The sequence below is a fragment of the Pantoea sp. Z09 genome (genome assembly GCF_022394795.1).
GTDB classification, from domain to species: Bacteria; Pseudomonadota; Gammaproteobacteria; order Enterobacterales; family Enterobacteriaceae; genus Pantoea; species Pantoea latae.
Window position 1 is genome coordinate 3103277 of the sequence record NZ_CP092373.1, and the last position, 26201, is coordinate 3129477.

Consider the following 26201-nt stretch of genomic DNA (forward strand, 5'->3'; position numbering starts at 1 on the left):
ACATTTTTGTCAGTGACTTTCCGTTTAACTGGAATCTTAATCAATGCGTACTACTCAATATTTGCTCTCCACTCTGAAGGAGACGCCCTCCGACGCGGAAGTGATCAGCCACCAGCTGATGCTGCGCGCCGGGATGATCCGCAAACTGGCTTCAGGTCTCTATACCTGGCTGCCGACCGGTTTACGCGTGCTGAAAAAAGTCGAAAACATCGTGCGCGAAGAGATGAACAACGCGGGCGCGATTGAGATCTCCATGCCGGTGGTTCAGCCTGCCGATCTGTGGCAGGAGAGCGGTCGCTGGGAACAGTATGGCCCGGAGCTGCTGCGCATCGCCGATCGCCACGAGCGCCCTTTCGTGCTCGGCCCGACGCATGAAGAAGTGGTGACCGATCTGATCCGCAACGAGCTGAGTTCTTACAAGCAGCTGCCGCTGAACCTCTATCAGATCCAGACCAAATTCCGCGATGAAGTGCGCCCGCGTTTCGGCGTGATGCGTTCGCGCGAGTTCATCATGAAGGACGCCTACTCCTTCCACACCACGCAGGAGTCGCTGCAGGAAACCTACGACGCGATGTATCGCGCCTACAGCAACAGCTTTAGCCGCATGGGCCTCGACTTCCGCGCGGTGCAGGCGGATACCGGCTCTATCGGCGGCAGCGCGTCGCACGAATTCCAGGTGCTGGCGCAGAGCGGCGAAGATGACGTGATCTTCTCGACCGAATCGGACTACGCCGCCAACATTGAAATGGCCGAAGCGGTGGCGCCGGCCGGCGATCGCCCGCAGCCGACCCAGGCGATGACGCAGATCGACACGCCGAACGCCAAAACCATTGCCGATCTGGTCGAGCAGTTCCAGCTGCCGATTGAGAAAACCGTGAAGACGCTGATGGTGAAAGCCAGCGAAGAGAGCGGCCATACGCTGGTGGCGCTGCTGGTGCGCGGCGATCATGAGCTGAACGAAATCAAAGCGGAGAAGCTCGACGTCGTCGCCTCGCCGCTGGTGTTCGCCACCGAGGAAGAGATCCGCGCTCAAGTGGGTGCAGGCCCAGGCTCGCTCGGTCCGGTCGGTCTGGCGATGCCGATTATTGCCGATCGCAGCGTCGACAAGATGAGCGACTTCAGCGCGGGCGCCAACGTCGACGGCAAGCACTTTGTCGGCATTAACTGGGAACGCGATCTGCCGCAGGCGATCGTTGCCGATATCCGCAACGTGGTGGAAGGCGATCCGAGCCCGGATGGCAAAGGCACGCTGCAGATCAAACGCGGTATTGAAGTCGGCCATATTTTCCAGCTCGGCACCAAATACTCTGAAGCGATGAAAGCGGCGGTTCAGGGCGAAGATGGCCGCAACCAGGTGATGACCATGGGCTGCTACGGCATCGGCATCACGCGCGTGGTGGCAGCGGCGATTGAGCAGAACCACGACGATCGCGGCATTATCTGGCCGGCGGCGCTGGCGCCGTTCGAAGTGGCGATCCTGCCAATGAACATGCACAAATCTTTCCGCGTGAAAGAGCTGGCGGAAGAGCTTTACACCACCCTGCGCGCGAAAGGCGTCGAGGTGATCCTCGACGATCGTAAAGAGCGTCCGGGCGTGATGTTCGCCGATATGGAGCTGATTGGCGTGCCGCACACCATCGTTATCGGCGACCGCAATCTCGATAACGAAGAGATTGAGTACAAGGCGCGCCGCGCCGGCGAGAAAGAGATGATCAAGCAAAGCGAGATCGTCGACTTCCTGCTGAAGGCCCTCAACAAGTAATGGTCCTCTCGCCCCCGCTTGCGGGGGCGTTTTTTTACACCACTTTTCCCCGTAGCGATTTTGTCGAGCTGCGCCGCGCTTTCCCCTCCAGCCGCCGCTCTTTCGACGCGCGCGTCGGCCGCGTGGCGCGACGGGCTTTCTCCACGCGGGTCAGCTCCTGTATCAGATTCACCAGCCGCTGCACCGCCGCCTCGCGGTTCATCTCCTGGCTGCGATACTCCTGCGCTTTAATAATCACCATGCCTTCCGGGGTGATGAGATGGTGCTTTGCCGCCAGCATGCGCTGCTTGTGAAACGGCGGCAGCGACGAGGTGGCGATATCGAAACGCAGATGAATGGCGGTGCTGGTTTTATTAACGTGCTGGCCGCCAGCGCCCTGGGCGCGAATGGCGCTCAGCTCAACCTCGCTCTCTGGCAGTTCGATCGTGCGTGAAACCTTAATCATTTGTCACCTGATACCCTGATGCGTTGTTTAACCCGTTCATCGACTTAACCTTTTGTGCTTGCGTTTCCTGCTGCTTAACCAGCGTATTCTGTCACTTTAGCCGCTTTCGACCACGCGATCCTGCTTTGCCGTGGCTGAAATCCTGGAAATGCCTGTGATATAGTCCTCCTGGCAACCAGAGTATTCTTGCTCTGCTGAGGAGGTGAACGTGCAAAAATATTGTGAATTGGTTCGTCGCAAGTATGCCGAGATCGGCAGCGGCGATCTGGGATATGTGCCCGACGCGATCGGCTGCGTTTTACAGGCACTCGATGATATTGCCGCTAATTCTGCGCTAAACTCTTCTGTCAGGGAACAGGCAGCCTATGCCGCTGCAAACTTACTGGTGAGCGACTATGTTGACGAATGAAGCCTACAGACCCATCAACTGCGATGACTATGACAACCTCGAACTCGCCTGCACCAGACACTGGACGCTTGAGCTGACCCTGAAAAACGGCGAGGCGCTGAAAGCGAAAGCCATCGACATGGTTTCACGCAAAAACGTGGAATACCTGACGATCGATCTCTCTGGTGAAACGCGCGAGCTACGCCTCGATCACATCGCCAGCTTCAGCCATCCTGAGCTGGGCACCGTTGTCGTCAGCGAAGAGTAACGACAACGCCTCGGGCGGGATTTTTCCCGCCCCCTTCCCTTTCCCTTACGGCTTTAGCGACCCATAGTAAGCCGACACATCCGCCATATCCTCATCGCTTAATCCCGCCACAAACGCCTTCATCACCTCTGCCTGTCCGCCGCTGCGCTCGCCTTTTTTGTACGCCTGCAGCGCATGGTTCAGGTAGGCGGCGTTCTGTCCCGCCAGGTTGGGATAGAGCGGCACGCTGCTTTTTCCCTGCGCGCCGTGACAGGCGGTGCAGGCGGCGGACTTCTGCGCGCCCGCGTTGATATCGCCATCGGCCAGCGCCGGCAGCGCCGCCGCCAGCAACAGCATGGCCATAACTCTCTTCATTTTGCTCTCCAGCATTATCGTTATTTTTGCCAGATCGCCTGCCAGCCGTGTTCGTCAACGGCGGCGCCCTGCCGGGTAATGAACAGGCCTGGCGCGCAGACAAGCGTCTGATTGTAATAGATCAGCGGAATACGTTCGCGCTGCCACGGCGGGATGGCCAGTTCCTGCCACACTTTTTTTATCTCCCGTCCCCCGGCGCGACCGGCCAGATGCACCTCGCCCTGCGCATGAAAACGCACGCTGACCTCTTCATCCGCATCGGGCTGACGCAGCGCCGACGGCGCGCGGTGCGCCAGCAGCACGCCGAGCTGCTGCGGCAGCAGCAGTGGCGCGCGCCGGTCGGGCCAGGGCAGCAGCCGATCCTTTAGCGACGCGCAGCGCGGCACCCAGTAAAGCCGATCGCGATAGCGGCGCGCCTCCGCCTCGCCAAAGCGTAAGCGCGGCTGCGCGTCCTCGCGGCTCAGCATCACCTCCTGGCGCAGACGCTGCAGCGCGGCGCGCGACACCATCGGCGCGCCCTGGCGGGCGATCCAGCGCCGCAGCAGCGCGTTGGCGCGCGTCTCGCTCATCGTTAAAAGCGGCGGGAAATGGAGGCTGCCGTCCGCCTGCGTCAGCGCGGCTAGCTGCTCCGCCAGCAGCTCGTCCAGCAGCTGCTCCTGCTCGCCGCACAGCGCCGCGCTGCGCGCGCAGGCTTCAGCGAAGTGCGGCCAGCGCGCCTGCAGCTCAGGCAGCAGGCGCTGGCGCAGAAAATTGCGGTCGTAGCGCGCGTCCTGGTTGCTTTCGTCTTCTATCCAGCGCAGCTGATGCTGCCGCGCATAGGCTTCCAGCTGCTGGCGCGACTGGCCGAGCAGCGGACGCAGCAGCACGCGGCCATAGCGTGTATGGCGCAGCGGCATCGCCGCCAGCCCGGCTGGTCCGCTGCCGCGCTTCAGCGCCAGCAGCAGCGTTTCGCACTGGTCGTCGAGGTGCTGCGCGGTCAGCAGCAGCTCGTCAGGCTGCATCGCCGCCGTCAGCGCCTGGTAGCGCGCCGCGCGTGCCGCGCCCTCAACGCCCTGCTCACGCGCGTCGACCTGCACGCGCAGCACCTCGCAGCGCAGCTGCCAGTCGGCGCACAGCGCCATGCAGTGCGCCGCCCAGCTATCGGCGTTGGGGCTTAATCCATGATGAACATGCAGCGCGCGCAGGCGCGTTTGCGGGTGCGTCTGCTGCCAGCGCAGCAGCTGATGCAGCAATACGGTGGAATCGAGGCCGCCGCTGAACGCCACCACCAGCGCGGCATCGGCGGGCAACAGCGAGGCGAGATGAGACAAAGACATGACGCGTTCCAGATTCAGGGCCGCCGGATGCGGCCCCTGCGCGCGCTATTTTACGCCTGATAAAGCTCCAGCGGCAAACCATCTGGATCGGCAAAGAAGGTGCACTGCTTGCCGGTCAGATCGTCAATGCGGATCGGCTCGCACACCACCCCTTTTTCCGCCAGCGTGGCGACCGCCGCCGCGACGTCCGGCACGGTAAAGGCGAGATGGCGCAGGCCGCAGGCTTCAGGATGAATGACGCGCGCCGGCGGCGAAGGAAAAGAGAACAGCTCGATGGTGTACTGGCCGTTCAGCGCCAGGTCGCCTTTCCACGAATCGCGCGCCTCGCGGTAAACCTCGCTCATCAGGCTAAAGCCGAGCACGTCGCAGTAAAAGGCCTTACTGCGCGCATAATCGGTGGCGATAACGGCGATGTGGTGGACAGAAGATAACTGCAGCATAACGACTCCATGACGGTTTTTTGCTTATCCTGAAGCGTGCGGCAGCGGCTTGCAATGCGCAATTGTCTGAAGCCGCTGCCTTTTCCCCTATTTCAGCACGCGCACGCGATAGTCGCCCTCTTCCGTCAGCGTCGCGCCGTGAATATCGGTCTCAAAGCCGGGATAGTGGCGTCCGATGGTGCAGAGCATCAGCAGGAAGTCGAGCACTGCGCGGCTCTCTTCGGTGATCATCTCGCCCGGCATCACCAGCGGCACCCCAGGCGGATAAGGCAGGATCATATTGGCGGAGACGCGGCCCACCAGCTGCCTGAGATCCACGGTTTCCACCTTGCCCTGCACCTGCTGCTGAAACGCCTGATGCGGCGTCATCTTCATCTCCGGCAGCACGTCGAACGCCTTCAGCATCAGGCGCGGCAGATCGTGCTGGCGGATCAGCTGGTGGATCCCCTGCGCCAGCGTCTGGATGCGCATATTGCGGTAGAAATCGGGATCTTCGGCGTAGAGATCCGGCAGCATGTTCTTGACCCGCAGGTTGAGATCGTAGGCGCGCTTGAACTCGGTCAGGCCGCGCAGCACGCTCATCGCCCGCGTCTTGTCGATGCCGATGCTAAACAGAAACAGCAGGTTGTAGGGGCCGGTTTTCTCTACCACGATGCCGCGCTCGTCGAGGAATTTTGCCACCAGCGCCGCGGGGATCCCTTCATCCGCCATCTCGCCCAGCTCGCTCATGCCCGGCGTCAGGATCGTCACCTTGATCGGATCGAGATACATATGATCGGCGTCCGCCTGGGTAAAGCCGTGCCACGCTTCCTCGCCCGGCTGGATCGGCCAGCATTCCGCTTCATCGACGTGCTCCGGCTGCCAGATATCGAAGAACCAGCTGTCGGACTCCTCGCGCAGCCGCTGGATCTCGCGGCGAAAATGCAGCGCGCGCTCGACGGAGCGGTTGATCAGCCGCCTGCCGGGATTGCCGCGCAGCATCGCCGCCGCGGTTTCAATCGACGACACAATCGCGTAGTTGGGCGAGGTGGTGGTGTGCATCATGTAGGCTTCGTTGAAGGTGTGCTCGTCGTAGTCGCCTTTGATATGGATCAGCGAGGCCTGCGAGAAGGCAGCCAGCAGCTTGTGGGTCGACTGGGTTTCATAGATTACCTTGCCAGGCGTGCGCTCGCCGCTCATGCCGCTTTTGCCGGCATAGATGGGATGGAAGTTGGTATAGGGCACCCAGGCGGAGTCGAAATGGATCGACGGCACCTCCAGCGTCTGCTTGATGTACTGCGTGTTGTAGAGCAGGCCGTCGTAGGTGGAGTTGGTGATCACAGCGTGCACCGGCCAGCTGGCGCGCGGCGTCGCCGCCACTTTTTGCTCGATGCTGGCGCGGGTAAACTCCCGCTTCGGAATGCCGCCGAGAATGCCCAGCGCGTTGCGCGTCGGCTTCAGCCAGATCGGCACGATATCGCTCATCATCAGCAGATGGGTCAGCGACTTGTGGCAGTTGCGGTCGATCAACACCGTGCTGCCCGTCGGCGCGGCGTACATGCCGACGATTTTATTCGAGGTCGAGGTGCCGTTGGTCACCATGTAGCTCTGCTCGGCGCCAAAGGTGCGCGCCACATACTCTTCCGCCTCCAGATGCGGGCCGGTGTGATCGAGCAGCGACCCCAGCTCGGTGACCGAGATAGAGATATCCGCCTTCAGGGTGTTGGCGCCGAAAAAGTCGTAGAACAGCGTGCCGACCGGGCTTTTTTGAAAGGCGGTGCCGCCCATGTGGCCCGGCGTGCAGAAGGTATATTTCCCCTCTTTCACATAGGTAAACAGCGCTTTGGTCAGCGGCGGCGTGATGTGATCGATGTAGTCGTCGGTGTACTGGCGGATATGCAGCGCGATATCGTCCGCGGCGTTCAGCGCATATTCAAAGAAGTGCAGCGCCATGCGCATCTCGTTGATGCTGACGTCCATCTGCGAATGGGTGTTGATAAAGGCATAGAGCGGCAGGTATTCGTTGAGCTGGTTGATGTCGGCGCACAGCGCCGGACTGTTGTGCGCGTCCCAGTCGAAGATCACGCCGCAGACGCGCGGGTTGTGCTCTATCAGCTTCAGCAGGTCGTCGATATTTTTGGGGTAAACCGGTTGAAAGCCCTGCTGCGTCAGCGCCGTCTCCAGCTCGCGCAGCGGTTCGTCTTTATAGAAAACGCCGTGTGAGCCCATGATCGCCAGAATATTCAATGCGCACCTCCCTTTTAATGTGCACTGCTAAGCATAGCGAAGAGTGGCGGTCGGCTGCTGTCAGAATGCTCCTCTCTGTGTCCAGACGGCCGCGCGCGGGCATAAAAAAAGCGGACCGGAGTCCGCTTTCTCAGGCTACTGCGCGATTACGCGTAGCCATAGCTCATCAGACGCTGATAGCGACGGTCGAGCAGCTCTTCGGTGCTCAGGGTGTCGAGATCGGCGAGATCCGCCAGCAGCTGGTTTTTCAGCGCCAGCGCCATATCCACCGGCTGACGATGCGCGCCGCCCAGCGGCTCCGGAATGATGGAGTCGATCAGCTTCAGCTCTTTCAAACGGTTAGCCGTGATGCCCATCGCTTCTGCCGCCAGCGGGGCTTTATCCGCGCTTTTCCACAGAATCGAGGCGCAGCCTTCCGGCGAGATCACCGAGTAGGTGCTGTACTGCAGCATATTCACTTTGTCGCCGACGCCGATCGCCAGCGCGCCGCCTGAGCCGCCTTCGCCGATCACGGTGCAGATCACCGGGATTTTCAGGCCGGACATTTCACGCAGGTTGCGGGCGATCGCTTCCGACTGGCCGCGCTCTTCCGCGCCAACGCCCGGATAGGCGCCCGGCGTGTCGATAAAGGTGATCAGCGGCATTTTAAAACGCTCGGCCATCTCCATCAGACGCAGCGCTTTACGGTAGCCTTCCGGCGCCGGCATGCCGAAGTTGCGGCGGATTTTCTCTTTGGTTTCGCGACCTTTTTGATGACCAATGACCATCACCGGGCGGCCGTCGAGACGGGCGATGCCGCCGACGATCGCTTTGTCGTCGGCGTAGGCGCGGTCGCCAGCCAGCTCGTCAAAGTCGTCAAAAGCGTTGCGAAGATAGTCCAGCGTATAAGGACGCAGCGGATGGCGCGCCAGCTGCGCGACCTGCCATGCGCCTAAATCGGCGAAGATTTTGCGCGTCAGCTCGACGCTTTTCTCGCGCAGACGCTGCACTTCTTCGTCCAGATTAATGTGTTTATCATCCTGACGACCAATCGACGTGAGCGAATCAATTTTCGCTTCAAGTTCGGCGATTGGCTGTTCAAAATCCAGGTAATTAAGACTCATAATGTTCCTGTTTTAGTCAAACTCCAGTTCAACCTGCTCCGACCCTATCAACGAGCGCAACTCGTTGAGCAGGCGATCGCTGGGCGAAATACGCCACGCTGCACCAAAGCGTAGCTTCGCTCGCGCGTCGGCTCTCTGGTAGTAGAGATTCACCGGAATCGTCCCTGAGCGATGGGGCTCAAGGGACTGGCGGAGCCGGTTTAATAGCTGGTCATCAATTTGCCTGTCCGTCAGCGAGATAGCAAGTCCACGCGCGTATTTTTCGCGCGCTTCGTCAATGTCCATGACTTCTCGGGCGGTCATTTTAAGGCCGCCGCTAAAATCATCAAAGCTGACCTGTCCGCTGACGATCAGGATACGGTCTTTCTCCAGCAGCTGCTGGTATTTGTCTAACGCATCGGTAAATAACATCACCTCCAGACGGCCGGAACGGTCGTCCAGAGTACAGATACCAATTCGGTTGCCGCGCTTGGTCACCATCACGCGCGCCGCCACCACCAGACCGGCGGCGACGGTAATTTTACCACGCTCGGTAGGATGCATGTCCTTCAGGCGCATGCCGCCTACATAGCGTTCGATCTCTTTCAGATACTGATTGATCGGATGGCCGGTGAGATAGAGGCCGAGCGTTTCGCGCTCGCCGTCCAGCTGCACCTGCTCGGGCCACGGCGTGACGCTGGCGTAGGATTTCTCCACCTGCTCTGGCTCTTCCGCCAGCACGCCGAACATGTCGGCCTGGCCGATCGCCTCCGCTTTAGCGTGCTGATCCGCCGCTTTCAGCGCGTCGCCGAGCGAGCTCATCAGCGCCGCGCGATGCGGGCCGAGGCGATCGAAGGCGCCGGACATGATCAGCTTCTCCATCACGCGGCGGTTGATCTTTTTGGTGTCGGTGCGCGCGCAGAGATCGAACAGCTCGCGGAAGTAGCCGTCCTGGTTGCGCGCCTCGAGGATCGCCTCGATCGGGCCTTCGCCGACGCCCTTGATGGCGCCGATGCCGTAGACGATCTCATTGTCGTCGTTGACGTGAAACTGGTAGAGGCCGGAGTTGATATCGGGCGGCAGCACCTTCAGGCCCATGCGCCAGCACTCATCCACCAGGCCGACCACCTTCTCGGTGTTGTCCATATCGGCGGTCATCACCGCCGCCATAAACTCAGCCGGATAGTGCGCCTTCAGCCACAGCGTCTGGTAGGAGACCAGCGCATAGGCGGCGGAGTGCGACTTGTTGAAGCCGTAGCCGGCGAACTTCTCCACCAGGTCGAAGATCTTCATCGACAGCTCGCCGTCGATGCCCATACTCTCCGCGCCCTCTTTAAACACCGAGCGCTGCTTGGCCATCTCTTCCGGTTTCTTTTTACCCATGGCGCGACGCAGCATATCCGCGCCGCCCAGGGTGTAGCCAGAGAGCACCTGAGCGATCTGCATCACCTGCTCCTGATAGAGGATGATGCCGTAGGTGGGTTCAAGCACCGGCTTCAGGCTTTCGTGCTGCCACTGAATATCGGGATAGGAGATCGCCTCGCGGCCGTGCTTACGGTCGATAAAGTTATCCACCATGCCCGACTGCAGCGGGCCGGGACGGAACAGCGCCACCAGCGCGATCATATCCTCGAAGCAGTCCGGCTTCAGGCGTTTGATCAGATCTTTCATGCCGCGCGATTCCAGCTGGAACACCGCCGTGGTTTCCGCGCGCTGCAGCATGTCGAAGCTTTTTTTATCATCCAGCGGGATGGCGGCGATATCGATCGGCGGCAGGCCCTGCTTCTCCCGCCGCGGGTTGATCATCTTCAGCGCCCAGTCGATGATGGTCAGGGTGCGCAGCCCCAGGAAGTCGAACTTCACCAGGCCGGCGTACTCGACGTCGTTTTTATCGAACTGTGTCACCGGATGGTTGCCGTTTTCATCGCAGTAGAGCGGTGCGAAATCGGTGATCTGCGTCGGGGCGATCACCACGCCACCGGCGTGCTTGCCGGCGTTGCGCGTCACGCCTTCCAGCTTGCGCGCCATGTCGATCAGCGCCTTAACCTCTTCGTCCGCGTCGTACATCTCCGGCAGCTGCGGCTCGACGGCGAAGGCTTTTTCCAGCGTCATGCCGGGATCGGGCGGGATCAGTTTGGAGATGCGGTCGACGAAGCCGTAGGGGTGCCCGAGCACGCGGCCGACGTCGCGGATCACCGCTTTCGCCGCCATGGTGCCGAAGGTGATGATCTGCGACACCGCTTCGCGCCCGTACATCTCGGCGACGTGGTCGATCACCTGGTCGCGCTTCTCCATACAGAAGTCGACGTCGAAGTCAGGCATCGAGACGCGCTCCGGGTTAAGGAAGCGTTCGAACAGCAGGTCGAACTCCAGCGGATCGAGATCGGTGATCTTCAGCGCGTAGGCGACCAGCGAGCCGGCGCCCGAGCCGCGTCCCGGCCCGACCGGAATGCCGTTATCTTTCGACCACTGGATAAACTCCATCACGATCAGGAAGTAGCCAGGGAAGCCCATCTGGTTGATTACGTTAAGCTCGATCTCCAGACGCTCGTCATATTCCGGCCGTTTCTGAGCGCGCTCTTCCGCATCGGGAAAGAGAAACTCAAGGCGCTCTTCCAGCCCCTCGCGCGACTTCATCACCAGAAAATCTTCGGTGCTCATGTCGCCGGTCGGGAACTGCGGCAGGAAGTATTCGCCGAGGCGCACCGTCACGTTGCAGCGCTTAGCAATCTCTACGCTGTTTTCCAGCGCTTCCGGGATGTCCGAGAACAGCTCGCACATCTCCTCTTCGCTGCGCATATATTGCTGAGGGCTGTAGTTGCGCGGCCGTTTGGGATCGTCGAGCGTGTAGCCGCCATGGATCGCCACGCGGATTTCATGGGCGTCGAAATCCTCTTCATTGAGGAAACAGACCTCGTTGGTGGCGACCACCGGCACGCCTTCGGCGATGGCGAGTTCGACTGCGGCATGCAGATAGCTCTCCTCGTCGGCGCGGCCGGTGCGCGTCAGCTCAAGGTAGTAGCGATCGGGGAAATGGGTCTGATAAAAGCTCAGGCACTGCGCCACCAGCGCGCTGTTGCCGCGCAGCAGGCTGCGGCCGACATCGCCGCAGCGGCCGCCGGAGAGCAGGATCAGGCCTTCGCCCAGCTCCAGCAGCCAGTCGCGGTCGATCACCGGGCCGGCAATGCCGTAGCCGCGCTGATAGGCGCGCGAGATCAGCAGCGTCAGGTTCTGATAGCCGGTATTGTTGGCGGCCAGCACGGTGAGCTGCGTCAGCTCATCGCCCATCAGCTCGCTGGCGACGTTAAAGTCCGCGCCGATAATCGGTTTGATCCCCGCGCCGTGCGCGCTGCCGTAGAAGCGCACCAGCCCGCACAGGTTCATGAAATCCGTAATCGCGATAGCCGGCATGCCGAGCGCAGCCGCCTTTTTGACCAGCGGCCCGGTTTTCGCCAGACCATCGACCATGGAGTAGTCACTGTGGACACGCAGATGTATAAAACGGGGTTCAGCCATATCGGTTTCCGGTTAAAACAGCGTCAGGCGATTAAAGCGGTGCCGGCTGGCCAGCGGCCAGCACTTCAGCGTCGATCAGGGCGTTGCGCACCGGCGCAAAACTGCGGCGATGATGCGGCGTGGCGCCGTGCTGCGTCAGCTTTTCCATATGCAGCGCCGTGGGATAGCCTTTATGCTGGGCGAAGCCATATTGCGGGAACAGCCGATCCAGCGCCGCCATTTCGCGGTCGCGCGTTACTTTGGCGATAATCGACGCCGCGCTGATTTCAGCCACCAGGCTGTCGCCTTTCACCACCGCCTGCGAGGGCATCGGCAGCGCCGGGCAGCGGTTGCCGTCCACCAGCACGAAATCGGGCGTCAGGGCCAGGCCCGCCACCGCGCGCTGCATCGCCAGCATGGTGGCGTGCAAAATATTGAGCTGGTCAATTTCGTCCGGCTCGGCGCGGCCGAGGCTCCACGCCAGCGCGTTCTGCTTGATCTCGTCGAATAACGCCAGGCGGCGCTTTTCCGACAGTTTTTTCGAGTCCGCAAGGCCCTGAATTGGCCTGGCGGGATCGAGGATCACCGCTGCCGTGACCACTGCGCCAACCAGCGGGCCGCGGCCCACTTCGTCGACGCCCGCGATCAGGCGGGCAGCGGGATAGATAAATTCAGCCATGGGCGATCTCCAGTACGGCGTCCGCTGCCTGTTCATCTGCGTTCCAGCGGATCTGCTGATGCAGCTCGCTAAAGGTCGCGAGCAGCGCATCGCGCTCTGGGCCGGCGTGCAGCAGCGGATCGAGCGCCGCCGCCAGCGCGTGCGGTTCGCACTCGTCCTGCAGCAGCTCTTTCACCAGTTCGCGTCCCGCCAGCAGGTTCGGCAGCGAGACGTAAGGCGTTTTCACCAGCCGCTTCGCCAGCCAGAAGGTTGAGGGCTTCATGCGGTAGCCGACCACCATCGGACATTTTGCCAGCATACACTCCAGCGCGGCGGTGCCGGATGCCAGAATCGCGGCGTCGCTCGCAATCATCGCCTCGCGCCCTCTGCCATCCAGCAGATGCATCGGCAGCTCTGGGGCAACCTCGGCTTTGATCTGCTCGAACTGCACGCGACGTTTCGCATTGACCAGCGGCACCACAATCTCCAGCGCCGGATAGCGCACGCGCAGCAGCTGCGCCGCGCGTAAAAAGTCGGCGCTGAGCATCTCGACTTCCGCATGGCGGCTGCCGGGCAGCAGCGCAAGGCAGATCGCCTCGTCGGCAATGCCGAGTTCGCGCCGCGCGGCCGCTTTGTCCGGCTGCAGCGGCATCGCATCCGCCATGGTATGGCCGATAAAGCGGCATGACACGTTGAAGCGATCGTAAAAGGCTTTTTCAAACGGCAGGAAGGCGAGCACCAGATCGGTATTGCGGCCGATTTTAAACACGCGCTTTTGCCGCCAGGCCCAGACCGAGGGACTGACGTAGTGAATGGTGCGGATGTTGTTGCGCTTGAGCCGCCCTTCCAGCCGGATATTGAAATCGGGCGCGTCGATGCCGACGAAAACGTCGGGCCTGAGATCGGTAAAGCGCTGCGTCAGGTCGCGGCCGATTTTCATCAGGCGCGGCAGACGGCCCAGCACTTCGACGATGCCCATCACCGCCAGCTCTTCCATCTCATACCAGACTTCGCAGCCTTCGGCCTGCATGCGCGGACCAGCCACGCCGACGAATCGGGCATCGGGATGACGCGCTTTGAGCGCGCGGATCAGGCCGGCGCCAAGAATATCGCCGGAGGTTTCTCCGGCGACCAGGGCTATCGTAAGGGGACGCACTGACATGAATTAACGAATCAACCCACGCGTTGAACGGGCGAAGAAGTCGTAGAAGGGCTGCACTTCGCTGTGCTGCTTCGCCAGCGCTTCGATCTCCGGCTTCGCTTCGTCCAGCGTTTTATTGCTGCGGTAGAGCACTTTATAGGCGTTGCGAATGGCGTGCAGCGCCTCTTTGCTGAAGCCGCGGCGCTTCAGGCCTTCGATGTTGATGCCGAACGGCGTCGCGTGGTTGCCCTGCGCGATAACGTACGGCGGCACATCCTGCGCCACGCCTGAACACCCGCCCACCATCACGTGCGCGCCGATAGTGCACCACTGATGCACCGCCGTCATGCCGCCGATAATCGCAAAGTCGTCCACGGTGACGTGGCCGCCCAGCGTGGCGTTGTTGGCGAAAATGCAGCGGTTGCCGATCACGCAGTCATGGGCGATATGCGCGTTCACCATCAGCAGGTTATCGCTGCCGATGGTGGTCACGCCGCCGCCCTGCACGGTGCCGCGATGAATGGTAACGCTCTCGCGGATGCGGTTGCGGTCGCCTACTTCAACGCGCGTCGGCTCGCCGGCGTATTTGAGATCCTGGTTCACTTCGCCGATAGAGGCGAACTGATAGATCTGGTTATCTTTCCCGATGCGCGTATGGCCGTTGATAACCACATGCGACTTCAGGACCGTGCCTTCACCGATCTCGACATGGGCGCCGATAAAGCAGAACGGGCCGATATGCACGTTGGGGCCGATAACGGCGCCCTCTTCGATGACGGAACTGGCATGGATGGTGGCGGTTGGATCAATCACAGATTATGCCTCCCGGCTACGGGCACACATCATGGTCGCTTCACAGACAATCTTGCCGTCAACGGTAGCAACGCCTTTAAAGCGCGTCAAACCACGGCGGGTTTTCTCGAAAGTCACTTCCATGATCATTTGATCGCCCGGTACCACCGGACGCTTGAATCGGGCTTCGTCGATGCCGGCGAAATAGTAGAGTTCGCCCGGCTCCAGCTTGCCGACGCTTTTAAACGCCAGGATGCCGGTAGCCTGCGCCATCGCTTCGAGGATCAGAACGCCTGGGAAAATCGGTTTACCAGGGAAGTGCCCCTGGAAAAACGGTTCGTTTACGGAGACGTTCTTCACCGCGCGCAGATACTTGTGCTCTTCAAACTCCAGCACGCGATCAACCAGCAGAAACGGGTAGCGGTGCGGCAGCAGCTCTAAAATTTCTTCAATTTTCAGAGTATGAGTTTCAGTAGTCAAAATACTCTTCCTGTCCTAAAAATCTGATGACATCAATAACACGGCCTGCACAGATCAAAACGATCCTCCGCAGGCCGAAATCGGTTCAATGGCGCCTGGCTTGCCTGCTTAGCAGTTTTTATTAGCAAGCCGGTCGCATGTGGGATGGCGTTTAGTCGTCTTTGCCGACCTTCCGCTCGATGGCTTTTAAGCGCTTGCTCATGTCATCGATGTTCATCACCAGCGCTGCAGTTTTGCGCCAGGTTTTGTTGGGTTGTAGCGGAATGCCCGAGGAGTATACCCCAGGCTCTGTGATAGGACGCATCACCATGCCCATTCCGGTCACGGTCACCTTGTCACAGATTTCCATATGGCCGTTAATGACGCTGGCACCGCCAATCATACAGTAACGTCCAATTTTCAAACTACCCGCCATGATCACACCACCCGCAACCGCGGTATTGTCGCCAATAACCACGTTGTGTGCGATCTGACACTGGTTGTCTATGATAACACCATTGCCGATCAGAGTGTTATCCAGCGCGCCACGATCGATGGTGGTACAGGCGCCGATTTCAACCCGATCGCCGATAATAACAGCGCCAAGCTGCGGGATTTTCACCCAATTGCCGCGATCGTTGGCGTAGCCAAAGCCGTCAGCGCCGATCACGGTGCCAGACTGAATCAGACAATCCTGACCGATTTCGATTTCGTGATAAATGGTCACGTTGGCCCACAGGCGGCTGTTGTTGCCGATGCGCGTCTTTTTACCGACGAAGCAGCCCGCGCCAATCACCACGTTGTCGCCCAGCACCACGTCCGATTCGATCACCGCATTGGCGCCGACCGAGACGTTCTGCCCCAGCGTCGCGCGGGGATCGATCACCGCGCTGGGCGCGATATTCTGCGCCGGCTGCGGGGTGGTATCCAGCAGCTGAGCCATGCGCGCATAGGTCAGATAGGGATTCTTCACCACCAGCGCGGCCGTGTGACACCACTCCAGATCCGCTTCCGTCAGCACCACGGCCGATGCCTGACACTGGGCGAGCTGCTCGCGGTAGCGGCTGTTGCTAAGAAATGTGATTTGGCCGGTTTGGGCGGATTGCATAGAAGCAATGCCGGAGATGGCGAGGTCGCCATCTCCGTGCAATTCTGCATCCAACTGCTGGGCTAAATCAGCCAGTCGAATTGATGACATCGATTATTTAACCTGTTTCAGCACGTCAGCGGTAATGTCTTTCGCGTTAGCCGCGTAAGCCACGGCGTTGGCGTCGATCACCACGTCATAACCTTCATCGCTCGCCACTTTCTTCACGGCGTCCTGAATACGGCTCAGCAGCTTGTTGCGCTCTTCCATCTGACGACGACGGTTGTCCTGCTCAAACGCCTGCGCTTTAGAGGAGAAGGCTTCGCGCTGCGACATGACGTCTTTTTCCATGCGGCTGCGGTCGCTGGCCTTCATGGTTGAACCGTCACGCTGCAGACGCTGCATTTTGGTCTGCAGGTCGCGCTCCTGGCTCTGCAGCTCGGTTGCACGGCCCTTGAACTCGTTTTCCAGCTGTTTAGCAACGGTCGCACGCTGCGGTAACTGTTGGAAAATGCTGGACACGTTTACCACTGCGATTTTGTCAGCAGCCTGAGCGCCTGCGGAAACAGCTAAAGCAAGACCCAGTCCTGCGGCACACAACAACTTTTTCACTATAAACTCCTTACCATCAACGTTTGTGTCAGCGACACAGTGTTTGCTCCGAACCGCTATCGAGACTGCGGTTCGGTAGCAAGACTTCAGCTTACGCTTCCTTGCTCAGAACCTTACCAGGTTTTACCAATGTTAAACTGGAACTGTTCTGATTTGTCCCCTTCCACTTTCTTGACCGGCTGCGCATAGGAGAAGACCAACGGTCCCAGCGGAGACATCCACTGCAGCGCGATACCGCTTGAAACGCGGATATTGTTTGGATCGCTGTAGTCCGGGATGCCGGCAGCGCGGGTTTCATCGGTGTTCTGCCACTTGGTGTCCCAGACGGTGCCCGCATCGACGAACAGCGAGGTGCGCACCGAGTTGGCGTACTTCTCGCTCAGGAACGGCGTCGGCGTAATCAGCTCGAGGCTGGCCACCGCCATCGCGTTGCCGCCCACCGCGTCGCTCGACTTACAGATGCCGTTCGGATCGCTCAGCGTACAGGTTGAGGAGCCGTCGTTCAGGTAAGCCGCTTTCGGACCGATGGTGTTGGAGCGGAAACCGCGCACCGTGCTGGAGCCGCCCGCATAGAAGTTCTCGTAGAACGGCATCTCTTTGCCGCCCAGACCGTCGCCGTAACCGACGCGGCCGCGGCCTAACAGCACCCAGGTGCGATCGCGGTTCAGCGGCACGTACTGCTGCGTGTCCAGCGTCGCTTTATAGAAGCTGTTGTCCGAGCCCGGAATGGTGACCTTGCCGTTCAGGTTGGTACGGTTACCCGCCGTCGGGAAGAAGCCGCGATCGAGGGTGTTATAGGTCCAGCCGTAGTTGAAGGTGAAGTCATCGGCGGAGAAGTCGCCTTTGTCGTTCAGCTCCTGCGGCTTGCCAACGGAGTCGAGATAACGCCACATCGCCACCTGCGGCTGCATGTTGGAGAGGTCGTTATGCACATAGCCCAGACCGACGCGCAGCGTGTTGTTCTCGTTGACCGGGAAGCCGAGCGTGCCGTCTACGCCATAACTCTTGTTGGTGTAGTCGGAGAGATCCGCGTCGTCCGCTTTAAAGTCGTTGTAGAACACGCGGCCGCCGAGGCTCACGCCGTCCACCGTAAAGTACGGATCGGTCAGCGAGAATTCCGCATAGGTCTGGTAGTCGTTTTTGGTGCCGCTGATGCTCACCGTGTTGCCGGTGCCCAGCCAGTTATCCTGGGTGACGCCAACCTGGAAGCTGACGCCGCTTTCGGTGCCGTAGCCGACGCCGAAGTTAAAGGTGCCGGTGTTGCGCTCTTTCACCTTGTAGACCACGTCCACCTGATCCGGCGAACCCGATACGCGCTGGGTATCGACGTCCACGGTTTCAAAGTAGCCGGTACGGTTCAGGCGCTCTTTGCCCTGCTCGACCAGGTCGCTACCCAGCCATGCGCCTTCCATCTGACGCATTTCGCGGCGCAGCACCGCGTCTTTCGAGGTGTCATTGCCCTCAAAGCGCACTTTACGCACGTAGTAACGGTTGCCGGCATCCACGCTGATATGCAGCTTCACCGTTTTATCGGCGTCGTTGATCTCCGGCTGCGTCATCACGCGCGGATAGGCGTAGCCGTAGCGGCCCAGCAGCTTCTTGATGTCATCTTCCATCTGGGTGACTTTGGTGCCGTTATACAGCTCGCCCGATGGGATTTGCGTCAGATGTTCGATCTCTGCCGAGTGGCCCGCCATGCTGCCGTTGACGATCACGCCGGCGATTTTGTACTGATCGCCCTCGGTGATGTTAACGGTGATGTAGATGCCTTTTTTATCCGGCGTCAGGCTGACCTGCGTCGAATCGATATTGAAGCGCGCATAGCCGCGATCGAGGTAGAAGCTGCGCAGGGTTTCCAGGTCGCCCGCCAGTTTCTGCTTCTGATATTTGCGATCGCCGACCACGTTCCACCACGGCACTTCGTCGCGCAGCTGGAAACGGGAGATCAGCTCATCAGAGCTGAAGGCTTTATTGCCGACGATGTTGATCTGCTGAATTTTGGCGGAGACGCCTTCAGTGAAGACCAGCTTCAGGTCCACGCGGTTACGCGGCAGCGGCGTGACCACCGCCTTCACGTTGGCGGTGTATTTGCCCACGCTGTAGTAGAAATCCTCCAGCCCTTTCTCGATCGACGAGAGGGTGGTGCGGTCCAGGGCTTCGCCTACGCGCACGCCAGAGGCCTCAAGGTTCTGCTTGAGCTGATCCTCTTTCACCGCTTTGTTGCCGGTAAAGGTAATGCTGGCAATGGTAGGACGTTCTTTAACCTGAACAATCAGCGTGGTTCCGTCGCGCAGGACCTGAACATCCTCAAAGTTGCCGGTCGCGAACAGGGAACGAATGGTGTTTTTGACATCTTCGTCATTCACCGTATCGCCAACTCGTACCGGCATGCTCAGCAGAGCCGCGCCGACGGCGACTCGCTGCAGCCCTTCGAAATGAATATCCTTCACCACGAAATCGTCTGCACCGTAAACGGTGGCGCTGCTAAACAGCAGCGACGCTATGAGCAACTTTTTCATCGCCATCGTTATTATGCGTTTTCCTAACACATCCCGCGTCTGTCTGCGTTCCAGCGATTACAGACGTGAGAAATCATTGAAAAGTGCAAGCCCCATTAACAACACCAGCAGGATTGAGCCAATGCGATAACTGAAGTCCTGAACTCGCTCGGACACCGGTCCACCTTTGATCTTTTCGATCGCCAGAAAGAGCAAATGCCCACCATCTAACACCGGCAGTGGGAAGAGATTGATGATTCCGAGATTGACGCTAATCAACGCCAGAAACATCAGGTAGTAAATCATCCCGTATTCCGCTGACAAACCTGCGCCCTGCGCGATCGAAATCGGCCCGCTCAGGTTGTTCAGCTTCACATCGCCGGTAATTAACTTGCCCAGCATGGAGACCGTCAGCTTCATCAGTTGCCAGGTCTTCGCGCTGGCCTCACCAATAGCGTCGAACGCGCCATACTGCCTTACCGTTTTATAGGCTTCCGGCAGCGGGATCACGCGCGGGATCACCCCGGCGAAACCTTCTGCTTTCGCGCCTGGTCTGGCTTCCGGCGTCAGGTGCAGCTGCACCGTTTCGCCGTTGCGATCCACGTCCAGAACCATCTCTGTGCCGGGATTATCCCGCACCTGCGTGACAAAAGCCTGCCATTGCGTCAACGGCTGACCATCGACTTTAACGATCCTGTCGCCCGCTTGCAAACCGGCAACGCTCGCGGGTGAGTTTGCCTGCACCTCCGCCAGCGTGGTTTCGATTTGCGGCCCGCGCGGACGAATGCCCAACGCGACAACCGGATCCTCTTTGTCTGGCTCGAACTGCCAGTTGCGCAGGTCGACCGCTTTCTGCTGCGTCGCCTCTTCGCCGAAGCGCGAGACGGTCAGCACCGTTTGCGCGTCACCGATTTTGCCGATCAGCGCCATACGCACGGCATCCCAGTCAGGCGTTTCGATACCGTCTACCGCTTTAAGTTCCATTCCGCTGGCAATTTGCGCCTCCGCCGCCACCGAACCGTTCACTATTTCGCCGACCACCGGACGCACGCCAGGCACGCCGTGCATAAACACGACCCAGTAGGCGAACACGGCGAAGATGAAGTTGGCGACGGGACCGGCGGCGATAATCGCCGCGCGCTGCCAGATGGCTTTGTTGTTAAACGCCTGATGACGCAGTTCGGCGGGCACGCTTTCCACGCGCTCGTCGAGCATTTTGACATAGCCCCCGAGCGGGATCAGCGCGATGACATATTCGGTGCCCTGCTTATCGCGACGCTGCCAGAGCGCCTTGCCGAAGCCAATCGAGAAGCGCTCAACGCGCACGCCGCAGCGGCGCGCCACCCAGAAATGGCCAAACTCGTGAACGGTGATCAGCACGCCGAGGGCGATGATAAAGGCGACGAAACTCCACAATATACTCAACATCTACGCCTGTCCTCAGAGGGTGCGGAACACCAGCAATAGCAAGCAGGCGAAAACCGGCACCGCAGCGGTGAGGCTGTCGATGCGATCGAGAATGCCGCCGTGACCGGGGATCAGGTTGCCGCTGTCTTTGATGCCCGCTTCGCGTTTGAACATGCTTTCCGTTAAATCGCCCAGCACCGACGCGAGCGTCGCCAGCACGGCGCAGATAACCAGCGTGCCGGCAGAGACGCTCAGCGGCGCAAGGCTGGCGAACAGCCAGGCGATCAGCGCGGAACAGACCAGTCCGCCAAAGAAGCCTTCCCAGGTTTTGCCGGGCGACACTTTCGGCGCCAGCTTATGCTTGCCGAACAGTCGGCCGAACATATAGGCACCGGAATCCGCGCCCCACACCAGCAGCATCACAAACAGCAGCCACCAGGAGCCGGCAAAGCGATCGCTGTCGTAGTGATACTGACGCAGCGCCACCATCCCCCAGAAAAAGGGAACCAGCGTAAGCAGGCCAAACAGCAGACGCAGCGGACGCGAATGACGCCACAGCGCGGCCGACGCGGGATAGGACAGAACCAGCAGCAGCGCGGCAATCCACCACGCCAGCGACGCCCAGAGCGACGTGGCGACCTGCGGCAGATGCACGTCGCGCTGATAAGGAGGAAGGGTAAAAAGCATCGCTGACAGCAGCAGTCCGCAGAGAACCGAGAGCCAGATGCGCTGCTGACGCGACGCCATGCCCGCAAACTGACCCCATTCCCAGGCGGCCAGCATGCAGATGACGATCATCGTCATCGCAAAACCTACAGGCGGTAACCAGAAAAGCGCAGCAATCACCAGCGGAATAAGAATAAGCGCGGTAATCAGACGAGACTTCAGCAAAGGTTACCCCCTGTTTGCTCAGGCGCCGCCTGGTGCAGCGCCGCCAAAACGACGCTCCCGCAGAGAGAATGCATTCAGTGCACCTTCAAAAACGTGTTCATCAAAATCAGGCCAGAGAACATCGGTAAAATAAAACTCAGCATAGGCGATCTGCCACAGCAGGAAGTTGCTAATCCGATGCTCTCCCCCGGTCCTTATCACTAAATCCACTGGAGCCAGCCCCTGCATGCAGAGATGCGCAGACAGGTTCTCCTCGGTGATCTGGTCAGGACGCAGCAAACCTTCCTGAACCTGCTCAGCGAGTTTTTTTACTCCCTGGATAATATCCCAACGTCCGCCATAGTTCGCGGCAATATTGAGAGTCAGTCCACTATTTTGCTGAGTCAGTTCCTCGGCGCGACGAATACGCTCCTGAATACGGTTACTGAAACGGCTCACGTCGCCGATAATGCGCAGACGCACGTTGTGCTTGTGCAGGCTCTTCACTTCACTGTCGAGCGCCCAGACAAACAGCTCCATCAGCGCCGTCACTTCCTGAGGCGGACGGCTCCAGTTTTCACTGCTGAAGGCATAGAGCGTCAGCGCTTCAAGATTGTTGCTGACGGCGAAGCTGACGGAGCGGCGCACCGCTTTTACGCCCGCCTTATGGCCGGAAATACGCAGTTTTCCCTGATTTTTAGCCCAGCGACCATTGCCATCCATGATGATAGCGACGTGACGCGGGCCTGTTCCCTGCTGGTCATCGGTTTTGTTGTGATTATTGGACGACATAACGCGTAATTAATTCCTGTTGTCAGAAATGCTGTGGTTTCTGAATACATTGCGCCCGGTACTCTCTCGCCCAAAAAGGGGCGAGGCGCATCTGATACGATGCTATACCCGGAAACGCGAGCGAGCGACTATACCATTTTCGCCACAGGCGAACAAATAGCGGCGCGCGTTAACGCGAGGAGGCGAAACGCGGCAGCATCGCTGTGGCTCGGGCGCGCGCGGCGCGGTCGATATCCAGCACGGCGTCCACGGACTCTGGCTCTGCGAACGTCTGCGCCGCCAGCACCTCGCTGTTGAGCGCCGCGATGTCGGTAAAGCGAATCTGGTTGTCCAGAAAGGCCGCCACCGCAACCTCGTTGGCCGCGTTCAGCGTAGTGGTCGCCGCCTGGCCCGCCTCGCAGGCTTCTATCGCCAGCTTCAGGCAAGGGTAGCGGGCAAAGTCGGGTTCGGCGAACGTCAGCGCGGACATGCGGGTGAAGTCCAGCGGCGTCACGCCTGCCGTGATACGCGCGGGCCACGCCATGCAGTGAGCAATGGGGGTGCGCATATCCGGTGAACCGAGCTGTGCCAGCACGCTGCCGTCGCAGTAGCGCACCATGGAGTGGATCATCGACTGCGGATGCAGGATCACCTCCATTTGCGCTGCGCTGGCGTTAAATAACCAGCGGGCTTCAATGTATTCGAGACCTTTATTCATCATGGTGGCCGAGTCGACGGAGATTTTACGCCCCATCGACCAGTTCGGATGCGCGCAGGCCTGATCCGGCGACATGGTCGCGAGGTCGGCCAGCGGCGTGTCACGAAAAGGACCACCCGATCCCGTAAGGATAATGGACTCAATGCCATTTTCTCGCAGGTCAGCGTATCCTAACTGATGCTGGATGGAAGCGGGCAAACTCTGAAAAATGGCGTTGTGCTCGCTGTCGACGGGCAGCAGCTGCGCCTGATGGTGACGCACCGCCTCCATAAACAAACGGCCGCAGGTGACAAGGGACTCTTTATTGGCGAGCAGCACACTTTTGCCAGCGCGGATTGCCGCCAGCGTCGGCAGCAGCCCCGAGGCGCCGACGATCGCCGCCATCACCTGATCGACCTCGTCCAGCGCGGCCAGCTCGCAGGCAGCCTGAACGCCGGAGAGCACTTCGGTCGCCACGTTGAGTGCTTTCAGTCGTTCACGCAGCGCCTGCGCGGACGCCTCGTCTGCCATCGCGGCATAGCGCGGCTGGAAGGTCTGGCACTGCTCCGCCATCAGCGCGACGTTTTGTCCGGCCACCAGCGCGGTGATCTGGTAAAGCTCGGGATGGGCGCGCACCACCGCCAGCGTGCTGGCGCCAATCGATCCGGTGGAACCCAGCAAGGTTAATCGCTTCATTTCGCTCTCCCTGTGAAGGCGCTGAATCACTCCGCAAGCGCGGAAGGCATAATGTAAAACGCCGCCAGAGCGCATTCGCAATGAACGCAGCTCTGAACGGCGTTTGATACCCAACGAGGTTGAGTATAGAGCGCAGCTGACGGGATTAGAACTCCATCAGCTCCTTCTCTTTTTCGGCCAGCGCCGCATCAACGTTTTTGATGCGCACGTCGGTCATTTTCTGGATCTCGTCCTGCGTGCGACGCTCGTCGTCTTCGCTGATCTCTTTGTCTTTCAGCAACGCTTTGATCTTGTCGTTGGCGTCGCGGCGCACGTTGCGCACGGAAACGCGACCCTGCTCGGCTTCGCCGCGCACGATCTTGATCAGATCTTTACGACGCTCTTCGGTCAGCGCAGGCAGCGGAACGCGGATGTCGCTGCCGGCTGAGTTCGGGTTCAGGCCGAGGTCGGAAGCCATAATGGCTTTTTCCACTGCCGGGCCCATTGAGCGGTCGAACACGTTGATTTTCAGCGTGCGCGAGTCTTCTACCGTCACGGACGCGAGCTGACGCAGCGGCGTCGGCGTGCCGTAGTATTCGACCACGATACCGTCGAGCAGAGAAGGAGAAGCACGACCGGTGCGCACTTTGCTGATGGTGTTTTTAAACGCTTCGACGCATTTGTCCATGCGCGTTTCAGCATCTTTTTTGATGTCGTTAATCACGTTGAAACCCTTGGATTCGGTTTGACCTGGCCATTCCGGCGGCGCCGGAAGCGGTATCGCCGTTGAGCGATAATCCTGAATGGTGCGCGGTGGCGTTCACCGCGCCGACAGAATATACCTTATTTTATCTTGCGTCGGGTATTAATGCGTAATCAGGGTGCCTTCTTTTTCACCCATCACCACGCGACGCAGCGCGCCAGGTTTGTTCATATTAAATACGCGGATCGGCAGCTGGTGGTCACGCGCCAGCGTAAAGGCCGCCAGATCCATCACTTTCAGCTCTTTTTCCAGCACTTCGGCGTAGGAGAGCTGATCGTACAGCGTCGCATCCGGGTTTTTCACCGGGTCAGCTGAATAGACGCCATCGACTTTGGTGGCTTTCAGCACCACGTCGGCTTCGATTTCGATGCCGCGCAGGCAGGCCGCCGAGTCGGTGGTGAAGAACGGGTTGCCGGTGCCGGCAGAGAAAATCACCACGCGGTTGTTGCGCAGCAGGCTGATCGCTTCCGCCCAGCTGTAGTTGTCGCACACGCCGTTCAGCGGGATAGCTGACATCAGGCGCGCGTTGACATAGGCGCGGTGCAGTGCGTCGCGCATCGCCAGGCCGTTCATTACGGTCGCCAGCATGCCCATGTGGTCGCCGACTACGCGGTTCATGCCCGCCTGCGCCAGGCCCGCGCCGCGGAACAGGTTGCCACCGCCGATCACCACGCCCACCTGAATGCCCAGCTCGACCAGTTCTTTCACCTCTTGCGCCATGCGGTCAAGCACGCTCGCGTCGATACCAAAACCTTCGGCACCTTGCAGTGCTTCGCCACTCAGTTTCAGCAGGATACGTTGATATACAGGTTTTGCGTTGGTCGCCATGGTCGGTTCTTCCTGGAAGAGTTGAAAAGGAGAAATTAAATCTGATCGATCATCCGCTTAGCCAGTGCAAATTACTATTGGGATGAGACTGAAAAGCGTCTGCTTTGCGCAGCAGACAAAAAAGAACCGCCTTCTGGCGGTTCCTTTTACAGCATTAAGACTGTTTGGACATTGCCGCTACTTCAGCAGCGAAGTCGCTTTCGACTTTCTCAATGCCTTCACCCACTTCGAAGCGGATGAAGTTGATGACGTCAGCGCCCTGCTCTTTCAGCGCCTGGCCAACGGTTTTGCTCGGATCGATAACGAAAGCCTGACCGGTCAGAGAGACTTCGCCGGTGAATTTCTTCATGCGGCCTTCAACCATCTTCTCTGCGATCTCTTTCGGCTTGCCAGACTGCATCGCGATGTCCAGCTGAACCTGGTACTCTTTCTCAACCACTTCAGCAGAGACGTCTTCCGGCTTAACGAATTCCGGCTTGCTGGCAGCAACGTGCATAGCGATCTGCTTGATCAGCTCTTCGTTAGCGCCTTTCGCAGAGATCAGCACGCCGATACGCGCGCCGTGCAGGTATGAACCCAGCTGCTCGCCTTCCAGCACCGCGATACGACGGATGTTGATGTTCTCGCCGATTTTCGCGACCAGCGCCACGCGCTCTTCTTCGAACTTGGCTTTCAGCGCTTCAACGTCGGTGATGCGCTCAGCGGTCGCCGCGTCCAGCACTTTGTCAGCGAAGGCCTGGAAACCGGCATCTTTCGCAACGAAGTCGGTCTGGCAGTTAACTTCCAGGATCACGCCGTAGTTGCCGTCGATTTTGGTTTTGATCACGCCGTCAGCAGCCACGTTGCCTGCTTTTTTCGCCGCTTTGATCGCGCCGGACTTACGCATGTTCTCAATCGCCAGCTCGATGTCGCCGTTCGCTTCGGTCAGCGCTTTTTTGCAGTCCATCATGCCCGCGCCAGTACGCTCGCGCAGTTCTTTTACCAGTGCAGCGGTAATTTCAGCCATTCCAGAATCCTCGGTTCGTACCCCTGTGCTCGCGCACCAGGGCACCTGTTGCGGAAAATTACTCTGTCCCGCCCGCCAGATAAGGAGGCGTGACAGACGGAGATAAAATAAAGGGGCCAAGACTGGCCCCTTAACAGATTACATCTGATGTCTAAGGGCTC

24 protein-coding genes are annotated in these 26201 nt (G+C 59.6%); 3 read left to right on the plus strand and 21 right to left on the minus strand.

The annotated features are described in order from the left end of the window. Positions 1 to 43: 43 nt before the first annotated feature. Positions 44 to 1762 carry a proline--tRNA ligase gene (proS, locus tag MC269_RS14925; protein WP_239952876.1) on the plus strand — a complete coding sequence of 573 codons (1719 nt, stop codon included), beginning with the start codon at positions 44 to 46 and terminating at the stop codon, positions 1760 to 1762. Between the two features lie 34 nt (positions 1763 to 1796). On the opposite strand, the gene arfB is transcribed toward proS, so the two are convergent. Beyond that, on the minus strand, positions 1797 to 2207 hold the full coding sequence (gene arfB, locus MC269_RS14930; RefSeq protein ID WP_081138393.1) for an alternative ribosome rescue aminoacyl-tRNA hydrolase ArfB: 411 nt from the start codon (positions 2205 to 2207) through the stop codon (positions 1797 to 1799). A 208-nt stretch (positions 2208 to 2415) separates the two neighbouring features. Between arfB and MC269_RS14935 the strand changes: the two genes are divergently transcribed. Both MC269_RS14935 and rof read left to right on the plus strand, forming a co-directional pair. Further along, the gene (locus MC269_RS14935) at positions 2416 to 2616 is read left to right on the plus strand and encodes a YaeP family protein (protein ID WP_239955129.1); all 201 of its coding nucleotides are present in this window, start codon (positions 2416 to 2418) and stop codon (positions 2614 to 2616) included. Continuing rightward, positions 2603 to 2863, plus strand: coding sequence for a Rho-binding antiterminator (rof, locus tag MC269_RS14940; protein WP_081138397.1), 261 nt, complete (start codon positions 2603 to 2605; stop codon positions 2861 to 2863). Before MC269_RS14935 ends, rof begins: the two co-directional genes overlap by 14 nt. A 45-nt stretch (positions 2864 to 2908) precedes the next feature. Here the strand turns inward: rof and MC269_RS14945 are convergent, their stop codons facing one another. The 20 genes from MC269_RS14945 to tsf form a co-directional block, all read right to left on the minus strand. Next, a complete protein-coding gene (locus MC269_RS14945; RefSeq protein WP_239952877.1) occupies positions 2909 to 3217 on the minus strand; it encodes a cytochrome c in 309 nt (102 codons plus the stop codon). 20 nt (positions 3218 to 3237) lie between these two features. Further along, entirely contained in the window at positions 3238 to 4533 is a 1296-nt protein-coding gene (gene tilS / locus MC269_RS14950) for a tRNA lysidine(34) synthetase TilS (protein ID WP_239952878.1), read from the minus strand. Positions 4534 to 4583: 50 nt separating this feature from the next. Next, entirely contained in the window at positions 4584 to 4973 is a 390-nt protein-coding gene (locus MC269_RS14955) for a VOC family protein (protein WP_239952879.1), read from the minus strand. Between the two features lie 87 nt (positions 4974 to 5060). After that, on the minus strand, positions 5061 to 7199 hold the full coding sequence (locus MC269_RS14960; protein ID WP_239952880.1) for a lysine decarboxylase LdcC: 2139 nt from the start codon (positions 7197 to 7199) through the stop codon (positions 5061 to 5063). A gap of 146 nt (positions 7200 to 7345) precedes the next feature. Further along, positions 7346 to 8302 carry an acetyl-CoA carboxylase carboxyl transferase subunit alpha gene (accA, locus tag MC269_RS14965; protein ID WP_081138405.1) on the minus strand — a complete coding sequence of 319 codons (957 nt, stop codon included), beginning with the start codon at positions 8300 to 8302 and terminating at the stop codon, positions 7346 to 7348. A gap of 12 nt (positions 8303 to 8314) precedes the next feature. Beyond that, the gene (dnaE, locus tag MC269_RS14970) at positions 8315 to 11797 is read right to left on the minus strand and encodes a DNA polymerase III subunit alpha (protein ID WP_239952881.1); all 3483 of its coding nucleotides are present in this window, start codon (positions 11795 to 11797) and stop codon (positions 8315 to 8317) included. Positions 11798 to 11828: 31 nt separating this feature from the next. Then, the gene (rnhB, locus tag MC269_RS14975; protein WP_239952882.1) at positions 11829 to 12455 is read right to left on the minus strand and encodes a ribonuclease HII; all 627 of its coding nucleotides are present in this window, start codon (positions 12453 to 12455) and stop codon (positions 11829 to 11831) included. Continuing rightward, complete coding sequence (gene lpxB / locus MC269_RS14980; protein ID WP_239952883.1) at positions 12448 to 13596, minus strand: lipid-A-disaccharide synthase; 1149 nt, start codon at positions 13594 to 13596, stop codon at positions 12448 to 12450. Before lpxB ends, rnhB begins: the two co-directional genes overlap by 8 nt. Positions 13597 to 13599: 3 nt before the next feature. Further along, a complete protein-coding gene (lpxA, locus tag MC269_RS14985; RefSeq protein WP_081138413.1) occupies positions 13600 to 14388 on the minus strand; it encodes an acyl-ACP--UDP-N-acetylglucosamine O-acyltransferase in 789 nt (262 codons plus the stop codon). A gap of 3 nt (positions 14389 to 14391) precedes the next feature. After that, complete coding sequence (gene fabZ, locus MC269_RS14990; protein ID WP_013507953.1) at positions 14392 to 14847, minus strand: 3-hydroxyacyl-ACP dehydratase FabZ; 456 nt, start codon at positions 14845 to 14847, stop codon at positions 14392 to 14394. A gap of 151 nt (positions 14848 to 14998) precedes the next feature. Beyond that, complete coding sequence (gene lpxD / locus MC269_RS14995) at positions 14999 to 16024, minus strand: UDP-3-O-(3-hydroxymyristoyl)glucosamine N-acyltransferase (protein ID WP_081138415.1); 1026 nt, start codon at positions 16022 to 16024, stop codon at positions 14999 to 15001. A gap of 3 nt (positions 16025 to 16027) precedes the next feature. Then, a complete protein-coding gene (gene skp, locus MC269_RS15000) occupies positions 16028 to 16525 on the minus strand; it encodes a molecular chaperone Skp (RefSeq protein WP_033749591.1) in 498 nt (165 codons plus the stop codon). 113 nt (positions 16526 to 16638) lie between these two features. Then, positions 16639 to 19050, minus strand: a complete 2412-nt coding sequence (gene bamA / locus MC269_RS15005) for an outer membrane protein assembly factor BamA (RefSeq protein WP_239952884.1) — start codon at positions 19048 to 19050, stop codon at positions 16639 to 16641. Between the two features lie 51 nt (positions 19051 to 19101). Continuing rightward, complete coding sequence (gene rseP, locus MC269_RS15010) at positions 19102 to 20451, minus strand: sigma E protease regulator RseP (RefSeq protein WP_081138419.1); 1350 nt, start codon at positions 20449 to 20451, stop codon at positions 19102 to 19104. Between the two features lie 12 nt (positions 20452 to 20463). Further along, positions 20464 to 21321 (minus strand): phosphatidate cytidylyltransferase, encoded by an 858-nt coding sequence (gene cdsA / locus MC269_RS15015; RefSeq protein WP_081138421.1) that lies wholly within the window; start codon positions 21319 to 21321, stop codon positions 20464 to 20466. Between the two features lie 18 nt (positions 21322 to 21339). Continuing rightward, positions 21340 to 22092, minus strand: a complete 753-nt coding sequence (gene ispU / locus MC269_RS15020; RefSeq protein ID WP_033793566.1) for a (2E,6E)-farnesyl-diphosphate-specific ditrans,polycis-undecaprenyl-diphosphate synthase — start codon at positions 22090 to 22092, stop codon at positions 21340 to 21342. Positions 22093 to 22261: 169 nt separating this feature from the next. Beyond that, positions 22262 to 23464, minus strand: coding sequence for a 1-deoxy-D-xylulose-5-phosphate reductoisomerase (gene ispC, locus MC269_RS15025; RefSeq protein ID WP_239952885.1), 1203 nt, complete (start codon positions 23462 to 23464; stop codon positions 22262 to 22264). Positions 23465 to 23609: 145 nt separating this feature from the next. After that, a complete protein-coding gene (gene frr / locus MC269_RS15030) occupies positions 23610 to 24167 on the minus strand; it encodes a ribosome recycling factor (RefSeq protein WP_239952886.1) in 558 nt (185 codons plus the stop codon). Between the two features lie 141 nt (positions 24168 to 24308). After that, entirely contained in the window at positions 24309 to 25034 is a 726-nt protein-coding gene (pyrH, locus tag MC269_RS15035) for a UMP kinase (protein WP_033793563.1), read from the minus strand. A 154-nt stretch (positions 25035 to 25188) separates the two neighbouring features. After that, positions 25189 to 26040 carry a translation elongation factor Ts gene (gene tsf, locus MC269_RS15040; protein ID WP_081138428.1) on the minus strand — a complete coding sequence of 284 codons (852 nt, stop codon included), beginning with the start codon at positions 26038 to 26040 and terminating at the stop codon, positions 25189 to 25191. Between the last annotated feature and the right edge of the window lie 161 nt (positions 26041 to 26201).